The 26,347-nt window shown below is 31.6% G+C and carries 17 protein-coding genes; 7 read left to right on the forward strand and 10 right to left on the reverse strand.

The window, feature by feature from the left end:
• Positions 1 to 432: 432 nt before the first annotated feature.
• On the forward strand, positions 433 to 903 hold the full coding sequence (locus tag HXZ74_RS05550; RefSeq protein WP_114999784.1) for a DUF695 domain-containing protein: 471 nt from the start codon (positions 433 to 435) through the stop codon (positions 901 to 903).
• A 154-nt stretch (positions 904 to 1,057) separates the two neighbouring features.
• On the opposite strand, the gene HXZ74_RS05555 is transcribed toward HXZ74_RS05550, so the two are convergent.
• From HXZ74_RS05555 to HXZ74_RS05570, 4 genes are read right to left on the reverse strand one after another with little or no spacing between them, the layout of a single operon-like run.
• The gene (locus HXZ74_RS05555; protein ID WP_038336582.1) at positions 1,058 to 4,234 is read right to left on the reverse strand and encodes an efflux RND transporter permease subunit; all 3,177 of its coding nucleotides are present in this window, start codon (positions 4,232 to 4,234) and stop codon (positions 1,058 to 1,060) included.
• Positions 4,235 to 4,247: 13 nt separating this feature from the next.
• Positions 4,248 to 5,318 carry an efflux RND transporter periplasmic adaptor subunit gene (locus tag HXZ74_RS05560; protein ID WP_038336583.1) on the reverse strand — a complete coding sequence of 357 codons (1,071 nt, stop codon included), beginning with the start codon at positions 5,316 to 5,318 and terminating at the stop codon, positions 4,248 to 4,250.
• A gap of 13 nt (positions 5,319 to 5,331) precedes the next feature.
• Entirely contained in the window at positions 5,332 to 6,645 is a 1,314-nt protein-coding gene (locus HXZ74_RS05565; RefSeq protein WP_038336584.1) for a TolC family protein, read from the reverse strand.
• 7 nt (positions 6,646 to 6,652) lie between these two features.
• Positions 6,653 to 7,243, reverse strand: a complete 591-nt coding sequence (locus tag HXZ74_RS05570) for a TetR/AcrR family transcriptional regulator (protein WP_286474234.1) — start codon at positions 7,241 to 7,243, stop codon at positions 6,653 to 6,655.
• 143 nt (positions 7,244 to 7,386) lie between these two features.
• Between HXZ74_RS05570 and HXZ74_RS05575 the strand changes: the two genes are divergently transcribed.
• From HXZ74_RS05575 to dinB, 6 genes are all read left to right on the forward strand, one after another.
• A complete protein-coding gene (locus HXZ74_RS05575) occupies positions 7,387 to 8,364 on the forward strand; it encodes a YpdA family putative bacillithiol disulfide reductase (RefSeq protein ID WP_038336586.1) in 978 nt (325 codons plus the stop codon).
• 39 nt (positions 8,365 to 8,403) lie between these two features.
• The gene (locus HXZ74_RS05580; RefSeq protein WP_114999779.1) at positions 8,404 to 9,108 is read left to right on the forward strand and encodes a class I SAM-dependent methyltransferase; all 705 of its coding nucleotides are present in this window, start codon (positions 8,404 to 8,406) and stop codon (positions 9,106 to 9,108) included.
• Between the two features lie 152 nt (positions 9,109 to 9,260).
• Entirely contained in the window at positions 9,261 to 9,698 is a 438-nt protein-coding gene (locus HXZ74_RS05585) for a hypothetical protein (RefSeq protein ID WP_180904758.1), read from the forward strand.
• A gap of 21 nt (positions 9,699 to 9,719) precedes the next feature.
• Positions 9,720 to 14,753: a DUF4132 domain-containing protein gene (locus tag HXZ74_RS05590; protein ID WP_286474237.1), complete on the forward strand. Its 5,034-nt coding sequence runs from the start codon at positions 9,720 to 9,722 to the stop codon at positions 14,751 to 14,753.
• Between the two features lie 136 nt (positions 14,754 to 14,889).
• On the forward strand, positions 14,890 to 17,157 hold the full coding sequence (locus tag HXZ74_RS05595; protein WP_180904760.1) for a cation:proton antiporter domain-containing protein: 2,268 nt from the start codon (positions 14,890 to 14,892) through the stop codon (positions 17,155 to 17,157).
• 19 nt (positions 17,158 to 17,176) lie between these two features.
• Positions 17,177 to 18,256, forward strand: a complete 1,080-nt coding sequence (dinB, locus tag HXZ74_RS05600) for a DNA polymerase IV (protein ID WP_180904761.1) — start codon at positions 17,177 to 17,179, stop codon at positions 18,254 to 18,256.
• A gap of 368 nt (positions 18,257 to 18,624) precedes the next feature.
• Here the strand turns inward: dinB and HXZ74_RS05605 are convergent, their stop codons facing one another.
• From HXZ74_RS05605 to HXZ74_RS05630, 6 genes are all read right to left on the reverse strand, one after another.
• A complete protein-coding gene (locus HXZ74_RS05605) occupies positions 18,625 to 21,213 on the reverse strand; it encodes a T9SS-dependent M36 family metallopeptidase (protein WP_038336590.1) in 2,589 nt (862 codons plus the stop codon).
• 117 nt (positions 21,214 to 21,330) lie between these two features.
• The gene (locus HXZ74_RS05610) at positions 21,331 to 22,218 is read right to left on the reverse strand and encodes a Ppx/GppA phosphatase family protein (protein WP_286474241.1); all 888 of its coding nucleotides are present in this window, start codon (positions 22,216 to 22,218) and stop codon (positions 21,331 to 21,333) included.
• Positions 22,208 to 24,274, reverse strand: coding sequence for a polyphosphate kinase 1 (gene ppk1, locus HXZ74_RS05615; RefSeq protein ID WP_286474244.1), 2,067 nt, complete (start codon positions 24,272 to 24,274; stop codon positions 22,208 to 22,210). Before ppk1 ends, HXZ74_RS05610 begins: the two co-directional genes overlap by 11 nt.
• Positions 24,271 to 24,756 (reverse strand): SixA phosphatase family protein, encoded by a 486-nt coding sequence (locus tag HXZ74_RS05620; protein WP_286474246.1) that lies wholly within the window; start codon positions 24,754 to 24,756, stop codon positions 24,271 to 24,273. Before HXZ74_RS05620 ends, ppk1 begins: the two co-directional genes overlap by 4 nt.
• A gap of 92 nt (positions 24,757 to 24,848) precedes the next feature.
• Positions 24,849 to 25,280 carry an acyl-CoA thioesterase gene (locus HXZ74_RS05625; RefSeq protein WP_286474249.1) on the reverse strand — a complete coding sequence of 144 codons (432 nt, stop codon included), beginning with the start codon at positions 25,278 to 25,280 and terminating at the stop codon, positions 24,849 to 24,851.
• A 23-nt stretch (positions 25,281 to 25,303) separates the two neighbouring features.
• Positions 25,304 to 26,338: an AI-2E family transporter gene (locus tag HXZ74_RS05630; protein ID WP_114999770.1), complete on the reverse strand. Its 1,035-nt coding sequence runs from the start codon at positions 26,336 to 26,338 to the stop codon at positions 25,304 to 25,306.
• Between the last annotated feature and the right edge of the window lie 9 nt (positions 26,339 to 26,347).

Consider the following 26,347-nt stretch of genomic DNA (forward strand, 5'->3'; position numbering starts at 1 on the left):
ACCGAAGACTTGAGTAAGGTAAAACACATCTGTTTGTAATAAACTGAGGACACAGGAAAGGCAAAAAACATCTGTTTGTAATCAACCGAAGACTTGAGTAAGGTAAAACACATCTGTTTGTAATAAACTGAGGACACAGGAAAGGCAAAAAACATCTGTTTATAATCAACCGAAGACTCTGGAAAGGTAAAACACACCTGTTTGTAATCAACCGAGGACTCGGGTAAGGTGAAATATACCTGTTTGTAATCAAATCTTTTTAGCGGATAATAGAAAAAACTAAGTAATACTTTAACTCTTATTGCGAATGTTTATATTTGTGGAAAATTAACGAAAAACTGATATAATGTTTTTTTCATGAAACTTGACTATGTTTAACTTCGTGAAAAAAAATAATGTTAGCTGTAATGTTACCAAATAAAACTGCTACAAATGAAAAAATCAGATGATATTGAAGTTTTTATTCCCGAGGAAATTTATAAAGTTTTGGAATTTAAACAGGAACAACTTCCTGGAATTGCCATTGTAAATGATAACTTGAAAAGCAAAAATTTGAAAAAAGTATTTTCTTGGAATTGCTCAATATTAATTGATTTTGATAAAACTATTGAAAATGGAATGCCTTCGGAAGAAGAATTAAAAATCATTGAAAAATTTGAAGAGTTTTTGGATAAAAAAATTAAAGGTAATAATAAGGAGAAACCAAATGCACTTTTCTTTGCGAGAATAACTTGGAATTCAACTAGACAATTAATCTATAAAATTTATTCACCAGAACTTGCAAATGATTTTCTTACTAAATTAATTGACTCAGAAAATTATCCTCGTGAATTTAATTATAGAATCGAGAAAGATGAAACTTGGGAATTAACAGAATGGTATTCAAGAAATATTGAAGATTAAAAACACTATAGCTAACATCGCATTAGCAAAATAACTAGTTTCAACTAAATAAAAAATCCTTGTCAAGGTTCAGAACTTTGACAAGGATTTTTTTTATATCTCAATTAAACGAATAAAACTGAGCGGTTTTGATTAAATATCTAAAAACGAAAGATTACTCTTCCCATTCTTCTTTTATTTGTCTTGCTTCATAATCTGCAACCATTTCTGCTTCATAATCTACTTTTTCTCCTTTTGAGAAACGACGAATTGCACTATCGAATAATGAATAAACCACAGGAACGATAATTAAGGTTAGGAATAATGATGACACTAAACCACCAATAATTACCCATGCTAAACCATTGTTCATCTCCGCTCCTGCTCCTTTTGCTAAGGCAATTGGAATCATCCCGAAAACCATCGCAATTGTTGTCATCAAAATTGGACGAAGACGCGCATGATTGGCTTGTACCAAAGCATTGTGAGTAGTTTCGCCAGCTTCTTTTCGGTGATTGGTAAAGTCGACCAATAAAATCGCATTTTTACACACCAAACCAATCAACATAATCATTCCGAGAATCGTGAAGATATTCAATGAATTATTTGTTAATGCTAAAACTACGAAAACTCCGATTAAAGATAATGGAATCGAAAACAAAACCACGAAAGGATAAATAAACGAGTCGTACAAAGCAACCATTACCAAATAAACCAAGATAATAGCAGCTAATAATGCATAACCTAATGTACCAAAACCTTCGGATTGATTTTCTTCATCTCCACCCCAAACATAAGAAACACCAGTTGGTTTCTTATTGTCAATTTTCTTCAAACTTTCCTTGAAGTCAGTTACAATATCACCTGTTGTACGACCAACCGATTGTGCTTGAACCGTTACAGAAGGCGTTTTATCACGACGCTCTAAGAAACTTGGACCTGAACTTTGCATAACCGTTGCAAATTGATCTAATCGAATTTGTTGTCCTTTATCATTTACAAAAATTAAGCTACGAACATCATCAATATTAGAACGATTGAAATCATTGTATTGAATATTAATATCATATTCGTATTCACCAGCACGGAATTTACCATCTGTATTTCCAGAGAAAGCCGTTTGCATGGTTAAACCAACCGTTTGAAGATTCAATCCTAAAGAAGACATTTTATCACGATCAACTTGCACATTAATTTCAGGATTACCTGCTTCTGTTGTTAATTTCACTTCCGAAGAACCTTTGATTTGTTCTAATTCGTGCTTCGCTAACTCAGCAAATTTCATCGCGCTTTCTAAATTTGGACCAGTCACAACCAACGCAATTGGCGCTTGCTCTGCTCCGATCAAACCAACTGGAACAGTTTTCACTTTTACTCCAACCAATTCTTTTTCTAATTCGCGTTTTACTTTCGCTGCATAAATAAACGAATTGTCTTCACGCTCTGATTTATCATTTAGAATAACATCAATCTCCGACTTATAAGCTGTTGCTTGCGCCGCTCCAAAACCTTCGGAACTTTGACCAACCGTCGTAATCATATCAACAACTTCTTTTTTACCACGTAAAAATTTCTCTGCTTTTTGTGTTACAAAGTTTGACTCTTCTATTGTTGCGTCTTTTGGTAATTCCATCTGAACCAAGAATTCTCCTTTATCTGTTTTTGGGAAAAATTCTCCACCAATGTATTTTCCTCCCATTAAGATGGCAATTGTTCCAAATAAAAGAATGAAAACGCCAATAAAAACACCAATTCTTCGAACAGTTGATTTTAAACACCATTCTAACATATCAGAAATGAAATGCGTGAATTTTGTTAATTGTTTTTCGAACCAAAGAATAAATTTTTCGAAAATATTTTTCCCTGTGATATGCTCTAATTTCCCAAAACGAGATGATAACCAAGGTACAATTGTAAACGATGACAATAAGGATAATAAAGTTGCAATAACTACGGTAACACAGAATTGAGAAATAACGTTAGAAACCAAACCTGTACTCATTGCAATTGGTAAGAAAACCACTACAATTACCAATGTAATCGCAGTTACAGTAAATCCAATTTCTTTTGCTCCGTCATACGATGCTCTAATTTTCGATTTTCCCATCTCCATATGACGGTAAATATTCTCCAAAACTACAATCGCATCATCCACCAAAATTCCCACAACAAGTGATAAACCAAGTAACGACATCAAGTTTAACGTATAACCCATCAAATACATTCCGATAAACGTTGCGATTAACGAAGCTGGAATAGAAACCATTACAATAAAGGCATTACGAATACTATGTAAAAACAAAAGCATCACAATTGCAACCAACACAACGGCTAAAACTAAATCGAAAATAACGTGATCTGCAGCTGCTAAAGTAAAATCAGACGTATCATTTACAATCTGAATTTTAAGTCCTTCTTTGCTATAATCAGCTTCAACTTTTTTGATGGTTTCTTTCATCAATTCAGAAACAGCCACCGCATTTGCATCAGATTGTTTTACAACCTGAACAATAATCGCTGAACTCTGATTAACACGTGCTATTTTTTCTACTTCTTTTTGAGAATCTTGCACAAAAGCAACTTCTGACAAACGAACTTGAATGCCATTATTCGAAGAAATCACTAAATTATTTAATTCATCAACCGATTTATATTTTCCCGAAAGACGAATAATTGTCGAATTTTCACGCGTTTTTACACTTCCTGTTGGGAAATCTAAATTCGATGTCAAAATTGCTTGTTGAACTTGAGGCACAGATAATCCGTAACCTTTCAATTTCAAAGGATCTAAACTTACCTGAATTTCACGTTCTTGTCCTCCAATCAAATTTACTTGCGCAACACCTGTTACACGTGATAAAACTGGTTCTACTTTTTTATCCAATAAATCATACAAATCTTTTTCTGTCAACTTATCAGACGTTACACCAGCTGTAATAATCGGTAAATCACTCAACGAGAATTTCGTCAACGAAGGCGGGTCGACATCATCTGGTAAATCTTTTTCGATTGCGTTAATCTTACGTTGCGCATCATTCAGCGCTAAATCTGCATTTGCATCAGAATTTAACGTCACCATCACAACCGATAAACTTTCGTATGATTTCGATTCTACTTTCTTTACATTTTCTAAGGCTGCAACCGCATCCTCTATCTTTTTGGTTACAGAATTTTCAACTTCGTTTGGAGAAGCTCCAGGATAAACTGTTGAAATCGTAACGACATTCGTTTCAAATTTTGGGATTAATTCGTATCCCATTTGCGTATAACTAAACAATCCTCCCAAAGTCAAAATCGTGAATAACACGATAATCATTGTAGGTCGTTTAATTGATATTTCTGCTATTTTCATGGAAAAACTACTCTTATTTTACAACTTTCACTTTCGTTCCATCTTTCAGATTAATCTGACCACTTGTTACGATTTCAGCTCCATCTTTTAATCCGCTGATAATTTCAACTTCAGTTCCAACCGTTTTCCCAATCACAACTTTCGTTAATTTTGCTGTATTATTTTCAACCACGAAAACTTGTCCAGAACTAATTCCGTTCACAAACGCATTCGCAGGAACAACTAATACATTTTTGCCTGCATTCACATCATCTTTTGTCGAGAAAACTGCCGTTCCATACATACCAGCTTTTAAACCAGAATTATTTGAAACTTGAATTTCCACAGGAAAATTTAATGAAGCATCTGCTTTAGGTGCGATAAAAGAAATTTTTCCTGCAAATTCTTGATCTGGAAAAACACTCGCCAACACTTTGATGGTTTGACCAACTTTAAGATTGACAACCTCAGCTTCTGTTACTGTAACTTGTAATTTTAATTTTGATACATTTACAATATCAAACATTTGAGAACCTGGTGCTACTACAGATCCTGGCTCGATATAACGTTTGTTGATTACACCAGAAATCGTTGCTTTTACATTCGTATCACGCACACGCAAATTTTGCGCAGAAACCGCTGCTCTTGCATTTTTTAATTGCAAACGCGAATTATCTAATTGTTGCTTTGTTACACCTCCCGTTTTATAAGCATTTTCGTAACGTTGATTGTCAATAATTGCATTTTGAAGATTATTTTGCGCTTGCGTAACATCAACTTCAATTGCATCTTTTTTGATTGTTGCCAATGTTTGACCAACAGAAACATAACTCCCTTCATCAACCAAAACACGGACAATTCGACCAGAAATTTCCGAAGGAAAACTCATTTCCTGAAATGGCGCAAATGTACCATTTGACGTATAATCTGTATTTAAACTTTGAAAATTAGCTTTAATCGTTTTTACCACAACATCGTCATTAGCCGCATTTACGATTGCTACCTCTTCTTCTTGTTTCGCTTTATTATTTTTGATAATGTAAATTGCACCACCAATCAAACCGGCTGCAATTAATATATAAAGTAAAGTTTTTACTGATTTCATAAAATCGGTTCTATTATTGAATTAATGTTTTTAAATCTCCTTTTGCTTTGATTAATGCGATTTCGGCAATTTTATATTCTAACAAAGCATTTGAGTAATTATTTCGAGCATCTGTCAACGCATTTTCAGCATCTAAAATCTCTGTCAAATTTGCCAAACCTTGTTGGTAATTATTTTGAGTATTTGATAAAACTTTCTCCGCCAAACTCACGTTTTCTTCTTGAATATCGACACTTTTCAATGCATTTTCAATTTGCGCTTTTGCATTTTGATATTCTAAACTCAAACCAAGTTTTGTGTCATTCATTTGTTCTTCGATATCCAACAAATCAATTTCTGCTTGATTAATTTTTGCTTTTGTAGCTCCACCAGAAAAAATCGGAACTTTAACACTCAAACCAATCGAAGCCAAATCTGACCAGATGTAACTTTTCGAAGTAATAAATTTTTCACCAAAACCTTGCAATCCATAATTTCCAGCTAAACCAACAGTTGGATATAAATTTGCTCGCTCCGCTTCTTTCGCAAAACCTAACAATTCTTTTTGTTTCGATAAAACTTTAAATTCGGTTCTATTTTCAACATCTATTTGATCTTCCAACAAAACTAAATTTGGCGTAATTGTTTCTTCTGTTAAGCTAATTGGTTGCTCAATTGGATAACCCATATAGAATTTCAACGCATTTTTGTTGATTTCAACTGCATTTACCAACTGTTGACGCGAAGAAGAAATATTATTTAATTGCACAACAATTCGGTCTAAATCAATTGGTTTTGCCAAACCATTATCCACTAAACTTTTGATTACATTTCGAACTTTATTTGTGTTTTCGTAACTTTTTTCAATCGTTTTTAATTTTTCTTCTTGAATAAAAACTTGATAATACGCATTTGCTACACGCTCAATAATTTGTTCGTCTGTTAAATCTGCATTCACCTGATAGAATTCGCGTGTTGTTTTCGCCGCTTTCAAACCTGTAAAAACACGTTGATCGAACAATGTTTGATTTACCGTAACACCTAAACTCGAATTCCATGGTTGTCCCATTTTAATCACAGTTGTTTGTCCTCCCATTGTCAACGCCATTTCTTGTACAATTGGGTTATACTGCAAACCTGCATTCGCATTCACTTGCGGCAAAGCTCCTGCTCTGGCTTCATCAATTTTGTATTCGGCTTTTTTGATTGCCAAATCTGCACGTTTTGCATCTGCTTTGTTTTCTAACGCAAAATTTACTGCATCTTTAAGTGCTATAATTTCTTGCGCATTTGCAGAACTCATCAACGCTACAATCGCTATAGAAAGTAATTGTTTTAACCTTTTCATTGATATATTAATTATTAAAAAGTGTATTGAGAATAATTTCTTTTCGATCAGAAAGAATACGTTTGAAATCTTCGTCGCTCAATTTCAAATCCAATTGAAGAAGTGGACGAATTGTAAACGGATAATTGACCAACGAAATCATGTTTAACAAAAACTGAAGTGGTTCCATCTTTTTTATCGTTCCTTTTTCCATTTCTTCCTCTAATCTTTCGTAAAAAACATTTACAACGACATCCAAATCATCTTTCATTAACTTAGAACACATTGTATTATTTTTATTCATTTCGGTAACGATGTAGGTTTCCAAATATGGATATTTGATTGATGTTGCAATAGAATCCTCTATAAATTCGCCAATCATTTCTTTGATATCACGATTTCTATCAAAAATAGCGCGCGATTTTTCATTACTTACACGCGTAGCTTCCTCGTAAATAATACTAATTAAATTGTTTAGCGATCTGAAATAATAATTAATCAATGTTCTATTCACTTTCGCTTCATCAGCTATTTCTTGCGTAGTTGCATGAAATCTACCTTCGGCAAAAAACATTCTTTTCGCTGTTTCTTTGATTAATTCTTCTGTATCGTCTTTCATATCTGTGCGGCTTTTTTATTTTGACAAAATTGTCAAACAAAATTATTAATATATTTCGTTAATCCAAATAGTTAAACATTATTTTTATAAAAATTGGTGAAAATCATAAAGATTACCGAACTGATTATCCGTAAATTTGCTTGATGAAAGAACAATATGATTTGATAATTGTAGGTGCTGGACCAATTGGTTTGGCTTGTGCAATAGAAGCGAAAAGAAACAATCTTTCTTATTTAATTATTGAAAAAGGTGCTTTGACAAATAGTTTGTACAACTATCCTTTGTATATGACATTTTTTTCGACTGCCGAACGATTAGAAATTGGAGAAATTCCATTCAATTGTATTGCGCCAAAACCTGGTCGACAAGAGGCGTTAGAATATTATCGAAACATTCATAAATATTTTAAATTTAATCTTAATCTTTACGAAGAAGTTGAAGCAATTAATAAAGTTGAAACAAATCATTTTGAGATTAAAACGTCAAAAAATAATTATTCAGCTAAAAATGTAGTCCTTGCAACTGGTTTTTATGATATTCCAAATTTGATGAATATCGAAGGAGAAGATTTACAAAAAGTTCATCATTATTATAAAGAAGCGCATCCGTATTCTTTTCAGAATGTAGTGGTTGTTGGAGCGAATAATTCTTCTGTTGATGCAGCTTTAGAATGTTATCGAAAAGGTGCTAATGTAACAATGGTGATTCGTGGAGAAAGCTTTACGCATCGACTAAAATATTGGGTTCGTCCAGATATCGAAAATAGAATTAGTGAAGGAAGTATCAAGGCTTATTTCAACTCAAATATCACATCGATTGACGAAAATCAAGTTCATGTCCAAACGCCAGAAGGTGATATTTCAATTGAAAATGATACTGTTTTAGCCTTGACTGGTTATCATCCAAATTTCAAATTTTTGGAGAATTGTGGAATAACCTTCAGTGATGATGAATTGAAAACGCCAACTTACAATCCCGAAACAATGGAAACAAATGTAGATGGATTATATTTGGCAGGCGTTGTTTGTGGAGGAATGTTGACGAATATTTGGTTCATCGAAAATTCGCGCGTACATGCAGAGCAAATTGTTGAGGCTATTTTAGCAAAAAATAATAAATAAAAGTTTCTGTATCAATCAGAACATAAAAATAAAAATAACATGAAAGACCTTTTCGGACAGGCAATTTTAGATTATCAAACCAATCATTCGCCCGAAGATCTCTATACCGAAACATCAATTTCAGAATTAGATGTGATGCCAATTGATTATCTTTTTCGAGAATATGATGATATGCCAATTTTAGAGCAAAAAGCATTGGATTTATCAAAAGGAAAAATCTTGGATGTTGGTTGTGGAGCGGGTTCTCATTCACTTTATTTACAAGAAAAAGGGTTGGATGCTTTAGCAATTGATATTTCTCCGAAAGCGATTGAAGCTTGTTTATTGAGAGGAATCAACAATGCAAAAGTTCAGAATTTCCTTGAAATCAATGATGCTGAGAAATATGACACGATTCTATTTTTGATGAACGGAACTGGAATTTTTCAGAATTTAGTTTTAATCAATGTTTTCTTGGATAAAATCAAAAATTTATTAGCCGAGAATGGTCAAGTTTTGATTGATGGAACCGACATTATTTATATGTTTGATGAAGACGAAGATGGTGGAAAATGGATTCCAAGTAATGGAAATTATTATGGTGAATTAGATTTTACGGTTCATTATAAAGGCGAGCAAGAAGAACCTATTCAATGGTTGTATTTGGATTTTGATACATTAAAAAATGCGTGCGAATATCATCAACTAAAATGTACAAAAATAAAAACCGAAGGAGATTCTTATTTAGCAAAAATCACTTTGTAAAAAATCTTTTCGATAAGAAAATACAAACTCATTAATTCATCAGAATTAGTGAGTTTTTTTGTGTTAAACATTAACTAATTTTAGCAAAAGTTTAATCTTTCTAAAAGGTTATTTTTATTAATTTTAGAAAACTCATACTAACACAAACTTATATGAAAACTATTCACGTCAATGTGAAACAATTGGGCAAAAAACATCCAATTCTTGCCGAATTACCTATACAACTTAATACAACAAAAGATACAATTTCTGTTCATGAGCTTCTTGATTTTATAGTTCAACAACAAGTTGAAGAATACAATCAAAAACCGATAGAAAAAGAAGATATTGATACAGAAAAACTTCCTAAAGAAAACTATTTACCACTTCTAATTGAATCAGGTAAAGTAAGTTTTTCTAGTATTTATAACGAAAACAAAGCTGATTTATCCAAAGCACAAGAAACAGCAAAACAAGCTTTTGAAGACGGAATGTTTGCGATTTTCTTAGGAGAAGAACAAATAGAAGATTTAGCTGAAGAAGTTTCATTAACAACTAATCAATCTTTTACATTTATACGACTTACTTTCCTTGCTGGAAGCTACTGGTAGAACGAACAAAACTCAAAACATATGCCTACACTTATTGAAATTTTGACTCCATTTGAGACAAAAAACAAAACGAAAGAGCTAGAAAAAAAATTAAAAAAATCCTCAGAACTTTCTCTTTTACCTAAATCTATCAAAAAAGAAGTTGCCGAATTAGGATTATTAATTCTAAAAGGTAACACGGATTATTACTCAGAAATTGATTACGGAACCAAACAATTTTTCAAATTAAAAGAATTAATTTCTGACAATATCTGGGAAGATAAAAAATACTATAAATTATTAGAACTTTTTTATGGTGAAGAATTGGCTCCTTATGTAAAAAATAGTTGGAACAAAATGTCTCAACATATTTACCAATCGGGATATTACAGACGATCTTTTCGAGCACCTAATCAAAAAGATTACATTCTTGTCAAGCAGATCAATTTTCTACGAAATTTATTGACAAAACCTTCTCAATACACTTCCGAAGGCTATAAATACTATGATTTACCAATTGTTGAGCAAATTAGATATTCTTCTGACATCGGTATTAATGATAGTTACACATTGATTTGGTCTGAAATGATTGACCAAGGAAATCAACAGATTTATCAATTAATGGAAGATATTATTTACGGAAAAGATCCTACAGGAAAAGTTTCACGAAATATTATCAAAGCTTTATTAAATTCTCATAAACCTGAAGCTTGGGAATTGGTTGAAAAACTTTTGCTTTCTGCACAACGACAAGAAGGTTTGCGACAAACAATTCTCGAAACCTTAGACGAAACAAGTGTTGGCGCATTACAATCGTTGATAAAAGTTATTATTAATGAAAAATTAGCTCGCTTTTCTTCTGTTGTTCGCGCTGTAGATACGTGGACAGGATTAGGTTGGGAAGCTGAAAAAGAAACAACAATTCGTAATATCTTAGCTTTTGCTGATCAATTTTTGACTCATCCTGAAACCATAGAAAAAGGAATAGAAAGTAAAAACAACAACGAAGTTTATATGGCGCTTTGGTCGCAAGGTGTAACAGATATTGATATTTCATTAAACTATCTAGATAAATTACTTGAAAAAGGAACAATAGAAAAAAAATGTTTGGCTTTAAAATTTGCAAGCGAAACTTCTATTTACGAAAAAGAAATAAGGCTTTATAATAAAGCTTTAGACGAAGTTAATTTACAAGTTTTCTCTTTCTTTTTACCACGAATGATTTCTGTAACTTCATCATTCAAATTTCCTAACGATGATACTTTAATCGGTCTTTTTGATAAAGTTTTACATCTTGCAGAAACAATTCAAGAAAAGGAAAAAACATTCGAAGGAAAAGTATTTTCTTGGTTAAATACAAAATTCTCGAAAGACGATTTATATTCAGTTGCGATTAATTTAATTGGAGAAGACCAAACAAAACTTGAACGAATTCTAGCTCTATTTGATCAATTAAGTCTTTCGTTACGCGAATCTTTAACGCGTTTGGTTTTAAAAGATTTTTACAGTTATTCATATTATTATATGGATCAGAAAAAATCGACAACTAAAGTTTCTGATTTTCAGCGAGAATTTGCATTAAAAGTAATTAAAGATCGAGGCGAAAGTATTGTTGCTTCTGCTTTAAATACATTAAAACATTCAGAATTAAATCAACAAGAAATTGAATCGATTCAAGATTTATTTAAAAGAAAAAGTGCCAATCTTCGCAAACATTTAATTCAATTAATTCTTCTTCAAAATGATGAAATCATTTCAACTTTTACGCAAAATTTAATTGAAAAAGGTGATGCTGAACAGCGTTTGGCGGGATTAGACATTTTATTACAATTAAACAAAGAGAAACGTGCTACTGATTTTATAAAACAAACTGTCAGTTCTTTTAACGAGCGCAAAAAAATCACTGAAAAAGAAACTATTCTTTTAAAACAATTAGATCCAAAAAGTTCTAACGATATTTTATCTATAGAAAATGGTTATGGAATTTACAATCCAGCTAATATTACGCCATTCGAATTACCGAAATTGGATAAAGATTCGGTTTATTTGAAATATACAAAGAAGAATAAATACGGTTTTTCTAAGTCTGAAAACGAAATTGTTAAGAATTTAGAACAATTGAAAGATCTTTATCTTCAAAATAAAGATTACGAATATGAGTATGAAGATTGGAACAATAGCGTAATTACAGATTTGTTGGGAAATAGTTTTAATCCTTTGAAACGAAATACTCAAAACTTAACTGCTGACGAAAAATTTGCAAATTATCCGTTACATGAAACGTGGGAAAAATGGTATTTAGACAGCAAGTTAACACCTATCGATCTTTATTTATTGACGATGGAAGAAGAATGTGATCGAAAAGTTTGGCGAACTATTTTAGAAAATTATGTGTTCTATAACAAAGGAAAAATTCCAAATCCTTTAAAAACTGATTATTATTGGAACAATCCTTTAAAATCAATTTTGTTTATTCTTCAAGAAAAATTCCCGTTTGAAGATGCAAATAATTTCGTTATTGATGCAACAATTCAATTGTTTTCTGCCTTACCAAAAGACGTTATTAATTATCAAAGTAAAAGAGATAAAAACAATTATTATTACAACGAAGAATTTGGAAATGGTTGGCAAAACGAACGCTTTTTTGATGTTTTTCTGAACAAAATAAACCTTATCAATCTAGAAAAAGATGATGTCCAAAAAGTATGGAATATCTACAGATGGCGTCAATACAATGGTTTAGAAGAAAATATAAAATTTAATAAACCACCGCTTTATATTTATTGTTTAGCTTATCAAAATAAATTCATCACAAAAGATGAAATGTACGAAGGAATTCTAGATCCTGATTGTATCAATGAAATCACAAGTGATCGAAAAAATTATCGTTACCAAGGAAGTAAAACCATGCAAGAAGATTTTCCTTTCTTAACTGAAATGATTGAAAATATTCGAGAAAAATTTTTAGATGTTGAATTAAAACGTGGAGATTCTAATACAAATGTCACGCAATTTGTTCAAAGTTTTGAGCATATTTATGGAATAAATCGTTTTGTTGAAATTTTAGATAAACTTGGAAAAGCTAAACTTTTCAAAGGATACATTTATTCTTGGCGTTATACGGATGTTACAAAACAAAAGTTATTTAGTTTCTTAATTAAACGATGTTTACCACTAGAAACTGATACGCAAGAAGAATTCAATCAATTAGTAAAGAAAGCTAAAATTTCAGAAAGTCGTTTAATAGAAGCTTCTGTTTATGCACCTCAATGGCAAAAATTAGTTAATAATTATTTAGATTGGAAAGGTTTAGACGCCGCGATTTGGTGGATGCATGCACATACAAAAACATCTGGCTATCAAGCTGAAAATGCTGAATTAGAAAGTGAAGTTGCAAAATATTCCTCAATTGATATTCAAGATTTCAAAGATGGGGCGGTTGACAAAGACTGGTTTACAAAAGCATATAAAGAATTAGGAAAATCGCGTTGGGAAATTTTGTACGAAGCTGCGAAATATATTTCTGACGGAAATGGACATCGTAGAGCAAGACTTTATGCAGATACTTTGACAGGAGATTTAAAAATTAGAGAAGTTACAGCCAAAGTAAAAGATAAACGAGATCAAGATTATTTGCGTGTTTACGGTTTGGTTCCATTGAGCAAAACAAATGCAGAAAAAGATGTTTTATCGCGCTATGAATATTTACAACAATTCAAAAAAGAAAGTAGAGAGTTCGGATCGATGAAACAAACAAGCGAAGCTTTAGCTTTGCGAGTTGCTTTAGAAAACTTGGCAAGAAATGCAGGTTATCCAGATCCTATTCGTTTAACTTGGGCAATGGAATCTCAACAGGTTCAGCAAATTTTATCAAAAGATACACAAGTCGAAATTGATGGTACAACAATAGGTTTGATTATTGATGAAGACGGAAAAGCAGATTTGGTAACTTTTAAAGGAGATAAACAATTAAAATCTATTCCACCAAAACTAAAGAAGGACAAAGCAGTTGTAGAACTTACCAATTATCGTAAAACATTGCGAGAACAATTTACTCGTTCGAGAAAAGGTTTAGAAGAAGCGATGATTCGTGGAGATGATTTTTTATTTTCAGAAATTGAAAATCTTTTTTCACATCCAATCATTTCAAAACATTTAGAGAAATTAGTCTTTATTTCAAGCAAAAATACAATTGGTTTTTATGTAAATGGACAATTAAAGGACGCAAAAGGGAATTTACAATCTATTGATTCTACAGAAATGTTCAGAATTGCTCATTGTTATGATTTACATCAAAATTCTGTTTGGATTGATTATCAACATTATTGTTTTGATCAAAAATTAAAGCAACCTTTTAAACAAATTTTTAGAGAATTATATATTCCTACAGCAGATGAACTAAAGGAAAAATCTATTTCTCGTCGATATGCTGGACATCAAGTTCAACCAAAACAAACATTGGCTTTATTGAAAACACGTGATTGGAAAGTTGATTACGAAGAAGGTTTGCAAAAGGTTTTTCACAAAGAAGGTTATCAAGTTAAGCTATATGCTTTGGCAGATTGGTTTTCTCTTGCTGATGTCGAAAGTCCAACTTTAGAAACTATCGAATTTCACTCATTAAAAACACATAAAAATATTCCTTTCGAAGAAATTAATCCTAGAATTTTCTCGGAAGTAATGCGTGATATTGATTTGGTTGTTAGTGTAGCTCATGTTGGCGGTGTTGATCCTGAAGCAAGTCATTCTACAATTGAAATGCGAACAGTTTTATTAAATGAAACGACTCGATTATTCAAACTGAAAAATGTCGAAACAAAAGGAAGTCATGCTTACATAAAAGGAGAAATGGCAGAATATAGTGTACATTTAGGAAGCGCTGTTGTGCATCAAGTACCAGGTTTGTATTTATCTATTTTACCTGTACAATCGCAACATAGAGGTCGAATATTTTTACCTTTTGCTGATGATGATCCTAAATCTGCAGAAGTCATCTCAAAAGTTTTATTATTAGCAAAAGATAGTGAAATAAAAGATCCAACTATTTTAAGTCAAATAAAACGAGAAATAAACTAAATAAAAAAAGCGAAGAGTTTTTATCTCTTCGCTTTTCTTTTTACAAAAAATTGATAATGATATAAAGTTAATCAATAGTTGAACAATTAATTATCTTTTAAAAAATTCATAAATTAGTGGAGATTAAACGCAATTTATGGAAGAACACCTGCCAAAACTCATTACCGATCTTGGATTAATTCTATGTGTAGGCGCTGTGACGACGCTTATTTTCAAACGCATCAACCAACCTCTTGTTTTAGGTTATATTATTGCTGGTTTTTTAGTTGGACCACATTTCGAATATATTCCATCTGTTGCAGAAGAACATAATGTGGAGATTTGGGCAAAAATTGGTGTTATATTTCTACTTTTTAGTCTTGGATTAGAATTTAGTTTCAAAAAATTGCTCAATGTTGGTGGCTCTGCCTCCATCACTGCAATTGTTGAAATTATTTGCATCGTAACCGTTGGTTATTTTGTTGGTCGATTTATGAATTGGTCTACAATGGACAGTATTTTCCTCGGCGGTTTATTAGCCAGTTCTTCTACAACCATTATTATTAGGGCGTTTGATGAATTAGGTTTAAAACGAAAAAAATTCGCGAATGTCGTTTTCGGAATTTTAATTGTAGAAGATATTGTGGTCATTTTATTGATGGTTATGCTTTCTACAATGGCTGTTAGCCAGCATTTTAACGGAGCAGAAATGATTAATTCTTTCGTTAAATTAGGTTTCTTTTTAGCGGTTTGGTTTATTGGAGGAATCTTTATTATTCCAACTTTTCTACGTTCAATTAAGAATTATTTAGATGATGAAACTTTACTAATTATCTCAATTGGGTTATGTCTTGGAATGGTTTACATTGCTGATAGCGTAGGTTTTTCAATAGAATTAGGTGCATTTGTAATGGGTTCTATTCTCGCTGAAACTGTTTATGCAGAAAAAATCGAACATAATTTTCAATCTGTAAAAAATCTATTCGCAACAATTTTCTTTATTTCTATTGGAATGATGATTGATCCCGTTTCGATGTACGAACACAAATGGGCAATTTTGATTGTGACCTTGTTGACGATTTTCGGAAAGTTAATTTTTACCACTTTAGGTGCTATAATTTCAGGACAACCGCTAAAACAATCTGTACAAGTAGGAATGAGCATGGCACAAATTGGTGAATTTGCTTTCATCGTTGCTGGTTTAGGACTTTCTCTTGGTGTAACAAGCGACTTCTTATTTCCTGTTGCAGTTGGTGTTTCGGCAATTACAACATTTACAACACCTTATTTAATAAAATCATCTGACAAAGTTTATACTTTATTGGAAAAAATTCTTCCGCAAAAATTCATTCAAGGTGTTGAAAATTATTCATCTGATACACAACATATTCAAAACGAAAATAAATGGAATAAAATCATCAAACAAACGGTTTCAACAATTTTCATCAATGGAATAATCATTATCGCAATCACATTAATCATAAAAAGCTACGTTTTATTCTTATTAACCGATTGGTTTACCTATTTTGGCGCAAGTTTGGTCAGCCTTACATTGACATTTGTATTGTGTATTCCATTTATTTGGGCAATTATTGGAAATCGTCCAAAAAGAGAAATTATCCGAGAGTTTTGGGATGAATCTAATTACAATCGTGCACCAATTATTGCAATTATTTCTATACGTTTAACTTTAGTTGTTGTTGCTGTAATTTTTATTTATAACCAATTTTTTTCAAGCACAATTGCCTCAATTATTTTGGTTATTGGATTATTGATTACTATGTATTTTCTTTCGAAATATTTCAATCAATTTTACAATTATATTCAAACAAAATTCATTTATAACTTAAATGAACGTGAAATTTTGACTAAAAAAATTGAAGAGAAAAAGAAACAAGATAAATTTCAATATACTTGGGATAACACACACATTTCGGATATGATTGTTCCACAAAATGCGAATTTTATTGGTGTTCCTTTGGGTGAATTGGATTGGCGAACAAAATTTCAGATCAATATTGCCTATATCAAACGTGGGGACCGAATCATTCAGACTCCAAATTCTGAATCAGTTTTATATCCTTTCGATAAAATTGGAATTATTGGAACGGATGAACATATTCAACGATTTGAGAAGTATTTGCAAATTATTGGTGAAACTCCTCCAGAAAATAATGATCTTAAAAATACAGATAATTTTACGTTGGATAAAGTAGTTATTCCGAATGATTTTTGTGTTTTGGAGCATAAATCGATTGGTTGGGTAAAAGATACGGCGAAAGGAATTGTGGTTTCGATAGAGCGCGATGGTAAAATGATTCATAATCCTGATCGAAATGTACCGATTGAACTGGGCGATTATTTGACAATTGTTGCCGATAAGAAAAACTTAAAAAACTTTATTCAGGAGTATCATTTAAAATAAAAGCGAGTAATTTTGCAAGATGCAGCGTAAGATTATTCACATCGATATGGACGCTTTTTTTGCTTCTGTTGAACAACGAGATTTTCCCGAATTAAGAGGAAAATGCATTGCTGTTGGCGGAAATGAAGAGCGAGGTGTGATTGCTACCGCTAGTTACGAAGCTAGAAAATATGGAGTTGGCTCTGCAATGTCCTCTGTTGTTGCAAAGCGCAAATGTCCGCAATTAATATTTGTAAAACCTCGATTTCAAGTTTATAAAGAAGTTTCGAATCAAATTCGTGAAATATTTCTTGAATATACTGATTTGGTCGAACCTTTATCTTTGGATGAAGCTTTTTTGGATGTAACAATTAACCATAAAAACATCGAAATTGCAACGGATATAGCAAACGAAATCAAACAAAAAATAAAAGAACGAACAAATTTGACTGCTTCAGCAGGTGTTTCGTTCAATAAATTTTTAGCTAAAATTGCTTCGGACTATAACAAACCTGATGGACTTTATGTTATTACACCTAAAATGTCTGAAAGTTTTATTGATCAATTACCAATCAAAAAATTTCATGGAATTGGAAAAGTAACTGCCGAACGTATGCAAATGATGGGTATTCATACAGGTTTGGACTTGAAGAATCTAGAATTAGAAAAACTCTTACGCGAATTCGGAAAATCTGGTAAATACTATTACAATATTGTTAGAGGATTAGATTTTAGAGAGGTCAATCCTACTCGATTGCGAAAATCATCTGGTTCAGAAACAACTTTTAGCAAAGATTTAGAAACATTAGAAGAAATGCAAATCGCTTTATTTCCACTAATGGAAGATGTTTGGAACTTTTCCTTGAAAACATCAATTTATGGAAGAACAATAACTGTAAAAATAAAACACAATGATTTTTCGGTTACTACAAAAAGTAAATCAGCTTCATTTCCAATTAAAAATAGAGACCTTTTTGATCAAATTTGTTATGATTTATTAACCGAAGGTTACTCTTCAGAAAAACCTGTTCGACTATTAGGTGTTGCTATTTCAAATTTATCCAATAATCAAAAAAAATTCGGAACTCAACTTGAAATTCCTTTTAGAGAAATTATATAAATTCTTTAAACAATTTTATAAATTCCGAAATAATAAAATTTAAACAACTGATTTAAAATAAATTAACAATGTTTTAAATCAATACATTTTATTTACTACTTAGATTTATTTTTTACTACCTGTAGACACTTTGATGATAGTCTACATTTTTTAGTTTAGTATTTATTCAAGACATTTGTATCAACAAACAACATCGTTTGTAATGCTTTTAAGATTACTAACCAACAACCAAACTAAAAAGCTATTTTGATAAATCTAACCAGTTTATCAAAACAACCTAAACCAATATCAATTATCTAAACCAAATTAAAAAATCCATCTCAAAAATTGAGATGGATTTTTAGTTTTATTTATTTTGAAACTAAAATTTAGTTTTTAATCAATTTTTTTGTAATAGTTCCATTACCTGTTTCAAATTTTAAGATGTAAATACCTTTTGGTAGATTATCAGTGGAAACTGTTCCTTTTTGACCATCAAATTTTACATTAGAAGTTGAAACAACTTTACCTGTCATATCAACAATATCAACTTTGATATCATTTTTAATAGATTTATCAACAATGTAAACTACATCCTTAGCTGGATTAGGATACATTTGGAAAGTAGATTGTTTAACATCAGAAGTAGCTAGTTTACATTCTAACTCTTCAACTGGTGGCATATCAAAAGCTTCTGTTCCATCTGTTCTACTGTTAGAACTTCCTTGTTTAGCGCTATAACCTAAACCACGAGCTGAAAATGCTTCCCAAATCTCACACTTATTAACTCCATTATTTAATTGTTCGTCAGCTTTAAGAATAGCATCACGTCCATCTACAAATCCTGGAGAACAAGGTTGTAATTTAAGACCTGTCATTACTAATTGTATAGCCATATTATTACCAGCTTTACCATTATATAAATCTGGAGAGAAACCATATTTATTAACCATTTTCCAGTTTAAATCCCAAAGCATAGAAGCCCATACGTAACCAGTATTGTGAGGAGAATCTGAATTACCATAAGTTTTTAAGAACCCATATCTAGCAGGATTAACTGTCATATCAGTCGAATAAACTGTAGGACGAATTCCAACACCTTCTTTCTTTTCACCTACAGCAAATGTTCCTATTCCTCTTTTAGTAGTACTTATATCAGATGGCAATTGAGTAATCATCAATCCAAAGAAATCAGACCAACCTTCACCCATTTGTTCAAGATTATTCAAACAGTTAGCATTTGTGATTGGACCAGTCAAGCGATTAGAAATTCCATGTCCATATTCATGTGCAATAATTCCGTTGTCTAAACTTCCATCAATAAATGATTCATCTGGTTTTAATAAAGATCCATTAACGACTACTTTATTTTGCAATTCTTGCATAATTGCATCTCCATCTGCTTTACTAATAGAAATTGCTGGAATTGTAATTGTTGTATCATCTCCAGACATATTAATCATCCCATCTACATTATTTACAATAATAGCAGCTTTAGCTCCAGCATTCTGAGCATTTTTTACTTTTATAGCAAAAGAACAATCTCCACGGTATATAATTGCTATCTTATCATTTACTTCTGCAGCATTTGTGATTGTCCCACAACCATCATAAGGCGTACCTGTCGTTTCACTTTTTACAATTAAGGCAAGATCTCCAGTTAAAGCAGTAGAAGTTAATGTACCTCCCCAAGTAGGAACAGTAGCTTGATAACTACCAGCTATGTTAGCAGGACTATTAATAATTAGTGGTTCTGGAGTTTTATTCCATAAGTACATTGCCATTCTTGGAGATCTTCCGTCTGCAGGTGTAGCAAAAGTAGCATTGTTAGTGTACCCTAACGACACTCCTGTTTGTGCCAAGGCTACAACATCATCATTACCTGTTCCTCCTTTATCAAAATTAACTTTTTGAAAATTTCCATTAGCCTCTGTAAAACCATAATTATAGAAAATATCATGCATCATATTGTTCATATAGAACAAATTAGTGGTTGCACCTTCCCAATTAGTATAAGGATGGTTAGACAAATTCATTGGAAAATCAAAATTCAGATCATTTCCTCCATCAGCATAATCAGTATCTTTGATTGTTACTGTATTTGATATAGAATTATAAGTCTGATACCCTTTAGAATCATGATCCCTAACAGCTCTTACATTGTTTCCTTCTGTTCTTGTTTTTACAGTTGATTCTGCTGTGTTATGCCAACCATTCGGTGATGCAGTTGCATTTGAAACAGAAAGATCAGCAAATGATCTTCCTCCACGATTAGGAGCCTCTAAAGGTAATTGGTAAACATTGTATTGTGGTGATGCTACATTTTTAACATCTGCATATAACCAATCCCAATCAGCTTTATTAAATGTAGCTAAATTCTCATTATGAAAAGCTCCATGATCAAAACCACAGCTTAATGTGTTGTTATGTTTTTCTAAAATTGCACCATTCATTGCGTTAACAATAACATGAATGATATCATTATGGTTATCTTTTACCAATTGATAACTAAATGCATAACTTAAAATTGCTTGGTTTTGGTCATTAATATAATAAACCAATTCTGAAGAATCATCTTTCGAAAAATATACGCCATTTTGGTCTATTTTTGAATCTGAAAAAGATTTTAATCCTTCTGATTGAGCTACTTTATTTAAAGCATCGTTAAAATTTAAAGATGGAGAAATATCTGCATTCTTTAATGATATATTAAAATTTTCTGATGAAGTTTTAGAAATAACCTGTTTATCCTTTATTATATATGTTGAATAACTGTTATAAATTGGAATACCTTGGAAAGTTCTTTGTGTGTAAACCCTTTGATTAAGATCATCATTGATTGTTTGAGCAAATTTGTACTCAACATTACCTGCTATTGCCTTTGCTTCATAATTATCTACAATTTGCTCTGCCGTTTGGGCATAAGCAGACATAGATAAAAGAAACGCAGAAAATATCAGCGTTAAATTTTTCTTCATTATATATTGTGTTAATTAATTGAGAAACTAAATTAAGTAATACATTTTAAAGAAAAAATTTGGAAATTAAAATCGATTTAACTAATATAAAAGGCCAGACTAATCTGACCTCATCGTTTATTTTTCTAAATCTTTATATACTTTTCGAATAATTCCGTCCGAAAGTCCAATTTTAGGAACATGAATTTTCTTTGCATGCGACCATTTTAGTACATTGTTGTAAATTTCCATGGCATAAACCACTACATCGGCGCGATCGGGCTTCATATTGAAATTCTGCATACGTTCTTCCGCAGTCATTGTTTGTAAAATTTGATAATGTTTTTTCACATAAATGCTACTCAAAGGCATTCCTAATTTTACGCCAGAATATTTGTACACATGGTTGATGTTTCCTCCAGAACCAATTAATTCTACTTCATCATGACCAATGTTTTCATGAATCCATTCTTTCATTTCGTTAAAAGTATTTGGCGAAACTTTATTTTCTAACAAACGTACAGTTCCTACTTCAAAAGATTTTGACGTAAAAACCTTATTATCTTTTAATAACGTTAATTCGGTACTACCACCACCAACATCTACATACAAATAGATTTTTTCGTCTTGTATAAAATCACCTAATTCAGTATTAAAAAGTAATTCAGCTTCGGTTTTTCCATCAATAATTTCGATGTTAATTCCAGATTTTTTCATCACTTTTTTTACAACATCTTTTCCGTTTTTGGCTTCGCGCATGGCAGAAGTTGCATAAGCTTTATAAATTTCAACATCATAAACCTTCATCATCAATGCATAAGACAACATAGCATCACAGATACGATTTATATTTGTTTCGGAAATTTGTCCATCAATAAAAACGTCGTGTCCCAAACGAATTGGCATTCTCACAATACTGGTTTTATTAAAAATTGGCGCACGACCTTCTTCTTCGTAAACATAATTAATCAACAATCGCATGGCGTTAGATCCAATATCTATTGCTCCTAATTTTCTAATCTTCATTTTCTTGTTCGTTTAATTTTTTAAAATATTCGTAGGTCGTTAACTGAGAGCGGTTTGGTTTTTTATTATTTCGTTTGTATTCCAAAGAAGATTCAGCCGTTATTTGGCGACCTTTTACGTTATCTTCAAAACTCAAATTAAACGTATCCATAACAATTTTTTTGAATTTATGATCGTAAATCGGACACGCAACTTCCACACGATTATCCAAATTACGTTCCATCATATCTGCCGATGAAATATAAACTTTGTCATCGCCCGCATTCTTAAACCAATACACACGTGGATGTTCCAAAAATTTATCAATAACGCTGACACATTCAATATTTTCGGAAAGATTTTTAACTCCAGGAATCAAACAATTTATTCCACGCACAACCAAGCGAACTTTTACTCCTTTTTGAGAAGCTTTGTACAATAAATCAATGATTTGTTTATCGCTTAAACTGTTCAGTTTCATATTGATTTCTGCAGGTAAACCAGCTTGATGATTTTTGATTTCTCGTTTAATCATCTTGACAATTTTTTTACGCGTTCCATAAGGTGAAACCAATAAATGATTGTACGTTAAGTTTAAATAATTAGCTCCGAAAAATTTAAAAATCTGTTCAACATCCTTTGTTATTCCCGGATTGGTTGTGAAATACGTATAATCTGTATAAATTTTTGCTGTTCCTGCATGAAAATTTCCTGTACTGATAAACACATATTTCTGTGCCAACATTCCTTCTGGTTTACGCTCGATATAACCAATTTTCGAATGTACTTTCAGTCCCGGAACCCCAAAAATAACATTCACACCAGCTTCTTGCAATTTTTTCGACCACATCGCATTATTCGATTCATCAAATCGCGCGCGAAGTTCCAAAACAGCAGTTACTTCTTTTCCGTTCATAGCTGCATTTATCAACGAATGCATCACTTGCGAATCTTTTGCTACACGATAAATAGTAATTTTTATTTTGGTTACTTTCGGATCAATTGCGGCTTCACGAAGAAATTTTAACAACAAAGAATAATCATGATAAGGCGCCATCATCATTTCCTCATTTTCCGTAAAAGCTTGAAAATAACTGTTATATTCAAAAGGTTTTTTCTGAATAATTGGCTTTATTTTTTCGTACGTTAAATTTGGAATATCAAAGCTTGGAAAGCTCATCAAATCTCGTTTGTTGTGATATTTTCCACCCGGATTGATACTATCATATTCGTCTAATCGTAATTTTTTTAAGAAAAATTTCAACGTATCTGGTGCAATTTCAGCATCATAAACTAATCGGACAGGAACACCTTTTTTACGATTTTCTAAACTATTAATGACTTTTTCTAATAAACTATGTTCCAAATCATTATCAAAATCAAGTTCGCTATCTCGTGTAATTTTGATGGAATGAGCTTCAATTGTTTCGAAATCAAACATTTTGAAAATATCTTTCAAATGAAAACGAATAATATCTTCCAAATACATGACATAAGTATTTTGATCATACTTTGGAAGCACAATAAAACGCGAAAATAAATGCGTTGGAACAATCAAAAGTGCATATTGAACTTTGTCTTTTAATTGCATTTTTACCGCTAAATAGAACGATCCATCGCGTAAAGGCGGCGCTTTTTTGATATCATCTAAAATAAAAACTCCAACTGTATGAATAAATTCGTTGTAAAAATATTCGGAAATAAATTCTAAATAATTCTCTGGAATCGACGTATCATCAATCACAAAAATATTGTAATTCTCTAATTCTTTAAACAATTTATTATGCAAATCATCATACTGAACTCTCTGTTGACGTACGATTTCATTGATTTCATCGATCAATTCTTCGTCCGTTTGATCTGGCACAATATTTTGATAAACGATTTCTACATCTTTGAACTGTATCGAACGCAAAATTGTAGAATATCGAACCGAATAAAATTCGTCTAAATTGTTAGAATAAATTCCTAAAAAACGAATTCGTTCTAACAACGGAACTGTTTCGTCAGAAGCCTCTTGCAACACGCGCGCATTGAAAGAAAGCCAACTGATTTCGCGGTTTATATATTTTTTCATTTAATTTCTTTAGGTAAAATTATTTTTATAGTTTTTCCTTTTTCTATTGATTTCCAATTATCCGAATCAAACTGTATCCAGACAAATCCAGAAGTCGAAAGATTGTAAATCATTTCATTTCCTAACTGATTGGTAATATCTGTAAACGCAGGATTATGTCCAAAAATAAGAACATTTTGCAATTCATTATCCAAATTTCTAATCCATTTATCCAATAAATAATGCGAAAACGTATACAAATCATCTTCGATATGAATGGTTTGATTAGGAAATAAAATAGGTTTGACAAGTAGAGAAGTTTCTTTTGCTCGAACTGCTTTACTCGAAAATATTTTATCAAATTTCAATTCAAAATTTTGATGAATATAATTCACTATTTTCTTCGTTTTGAATTCACCAATCTCTGTGATAGAACTAAATTGATCCGAGACATTTTCGTTCCATTTACTTTTTGCATGACGCATTAAAAACAAATTTTTCATAACGCAACGAGTTTAAAAAGAAACAGTAGTTAAATCTAATCATTATCTAACGAAAAGACTTAACTACTGTTGTATTTTTTTAGGATTATTTTCTAAAGATTACCTTCGTAATTCTTAAAATCATTTTTTACCCAATCTGGCAATTCCATTGATTTTTTCTCTTCCATATCGTACATCACTTGCGTACTTTTTCCGATACAATGAATAACATCTTCGCCATTTTCGCTTTTACTTGTGACAATATATTCGAAATCGAAACTCTTGTTTCCTAATTTTGATACACGCACACCAATACGAGGTTCTATCGCATTTGGACGTAATTCTTTTTGGTAACTTGCTTCTATATGCGCAATAACAAACATGTGACGCGTCCACTGCCATTTTTTGCTCGAAGCCATCATATAATAAGCTCTACCAGTCTGAAAATATTCGAAATAAAATACGTTATTTACATGACCAATTGGATCAAAATCGCTCCAACGTTGTTCTAAAGGCTTAAAGAATTTAAAGTTTTCTATACTCATTTTTAATTGGTTTTTAATAATAATTAATCTTCTGGATTTGGATCAATAAATTCGTATTTGTACAATTTGACTAACCAAAAGAATACTGAAAATAAGATTGGTCCGAAAATAATTCCAATAAATCCGAATAAATTTATTCCAACGATTACTCCAAAAATAGTAATTAATGGATGAACATCCGCCATTTTTTTCTGTAAAACTAAACGAATCAAATTGTCTGATAATCCAACAATAACAAAACAATAAATCAATAATCCGATCGCTTGTCCTGTATCACCGCTTGCTAATAAAAATAATGCCAAAGGAACGTAAATTAAGGCTGCTCCAACTACTGGTAACATCGCCGCAAAAATCGTTAGAATAAACCATGTAAAGGCATCATCAACTCCAAAAATAAGATATCCAATGTAGGCAATAATTGCTTGTAGAAAGGCTGTTAACGGCATACCTACTGCATTAGAAATGACCAAATCTTTCAAATCTTTGTTCATCTTCACTAAATTACTTGTTTTAAGCGGAATAGTTCTGTAAAACCAATTTTCAAGTTTTTGATGATTCATCAACATAAAATACAAAATAAGGAAAGCAACCCCCAACTGAACTGTCATATCCATTGAAGCATTCAGTGTTTTTTCTAATAATTTCCCTCCAACTTGAGTTATTTTTTCAATGTTAGTCGCACTAAAAACATCAATATGAAATTTGGTTTGCAACATTTCAATAATTTTATTGACATCTTTTTTAATTTGAGCTGTGTCATTTAATAGCACCATAACCTTATTCGTTAACATTTGAATTAATAAATAAAGAGGTCCTATAATTAGAATTGCACTACTAATCATTAAAAAGATTACACTTCCTAATTTGTTCCATTTTTTTACTTTAACTAACCATTGCAAAGGATTCAGGAGCAAAACGTACAAACACAAAGCACCAAGAAAACCTGGAAAAAAAGCCAATAAATTTTTGGTAATTAATCCAAAAACTAAAAGTATAATTGCAATAAAAGCTAATTGCAATAAAATGTTATTAGAGAGATAGTGTTTATTAGAGTTCATAGGTATTTA

The sequence above is a fragment of the Empedobacter sp. R750 genome, assembly GCF_030324345.1.
Taxonomy (GTDB): domain Bacteria; phylum Bacteroidota; class Bacteroidia; order Flavobacteriales; family Weeksellaceae; genus Empedobacter; species Empedobacter falsenii_C.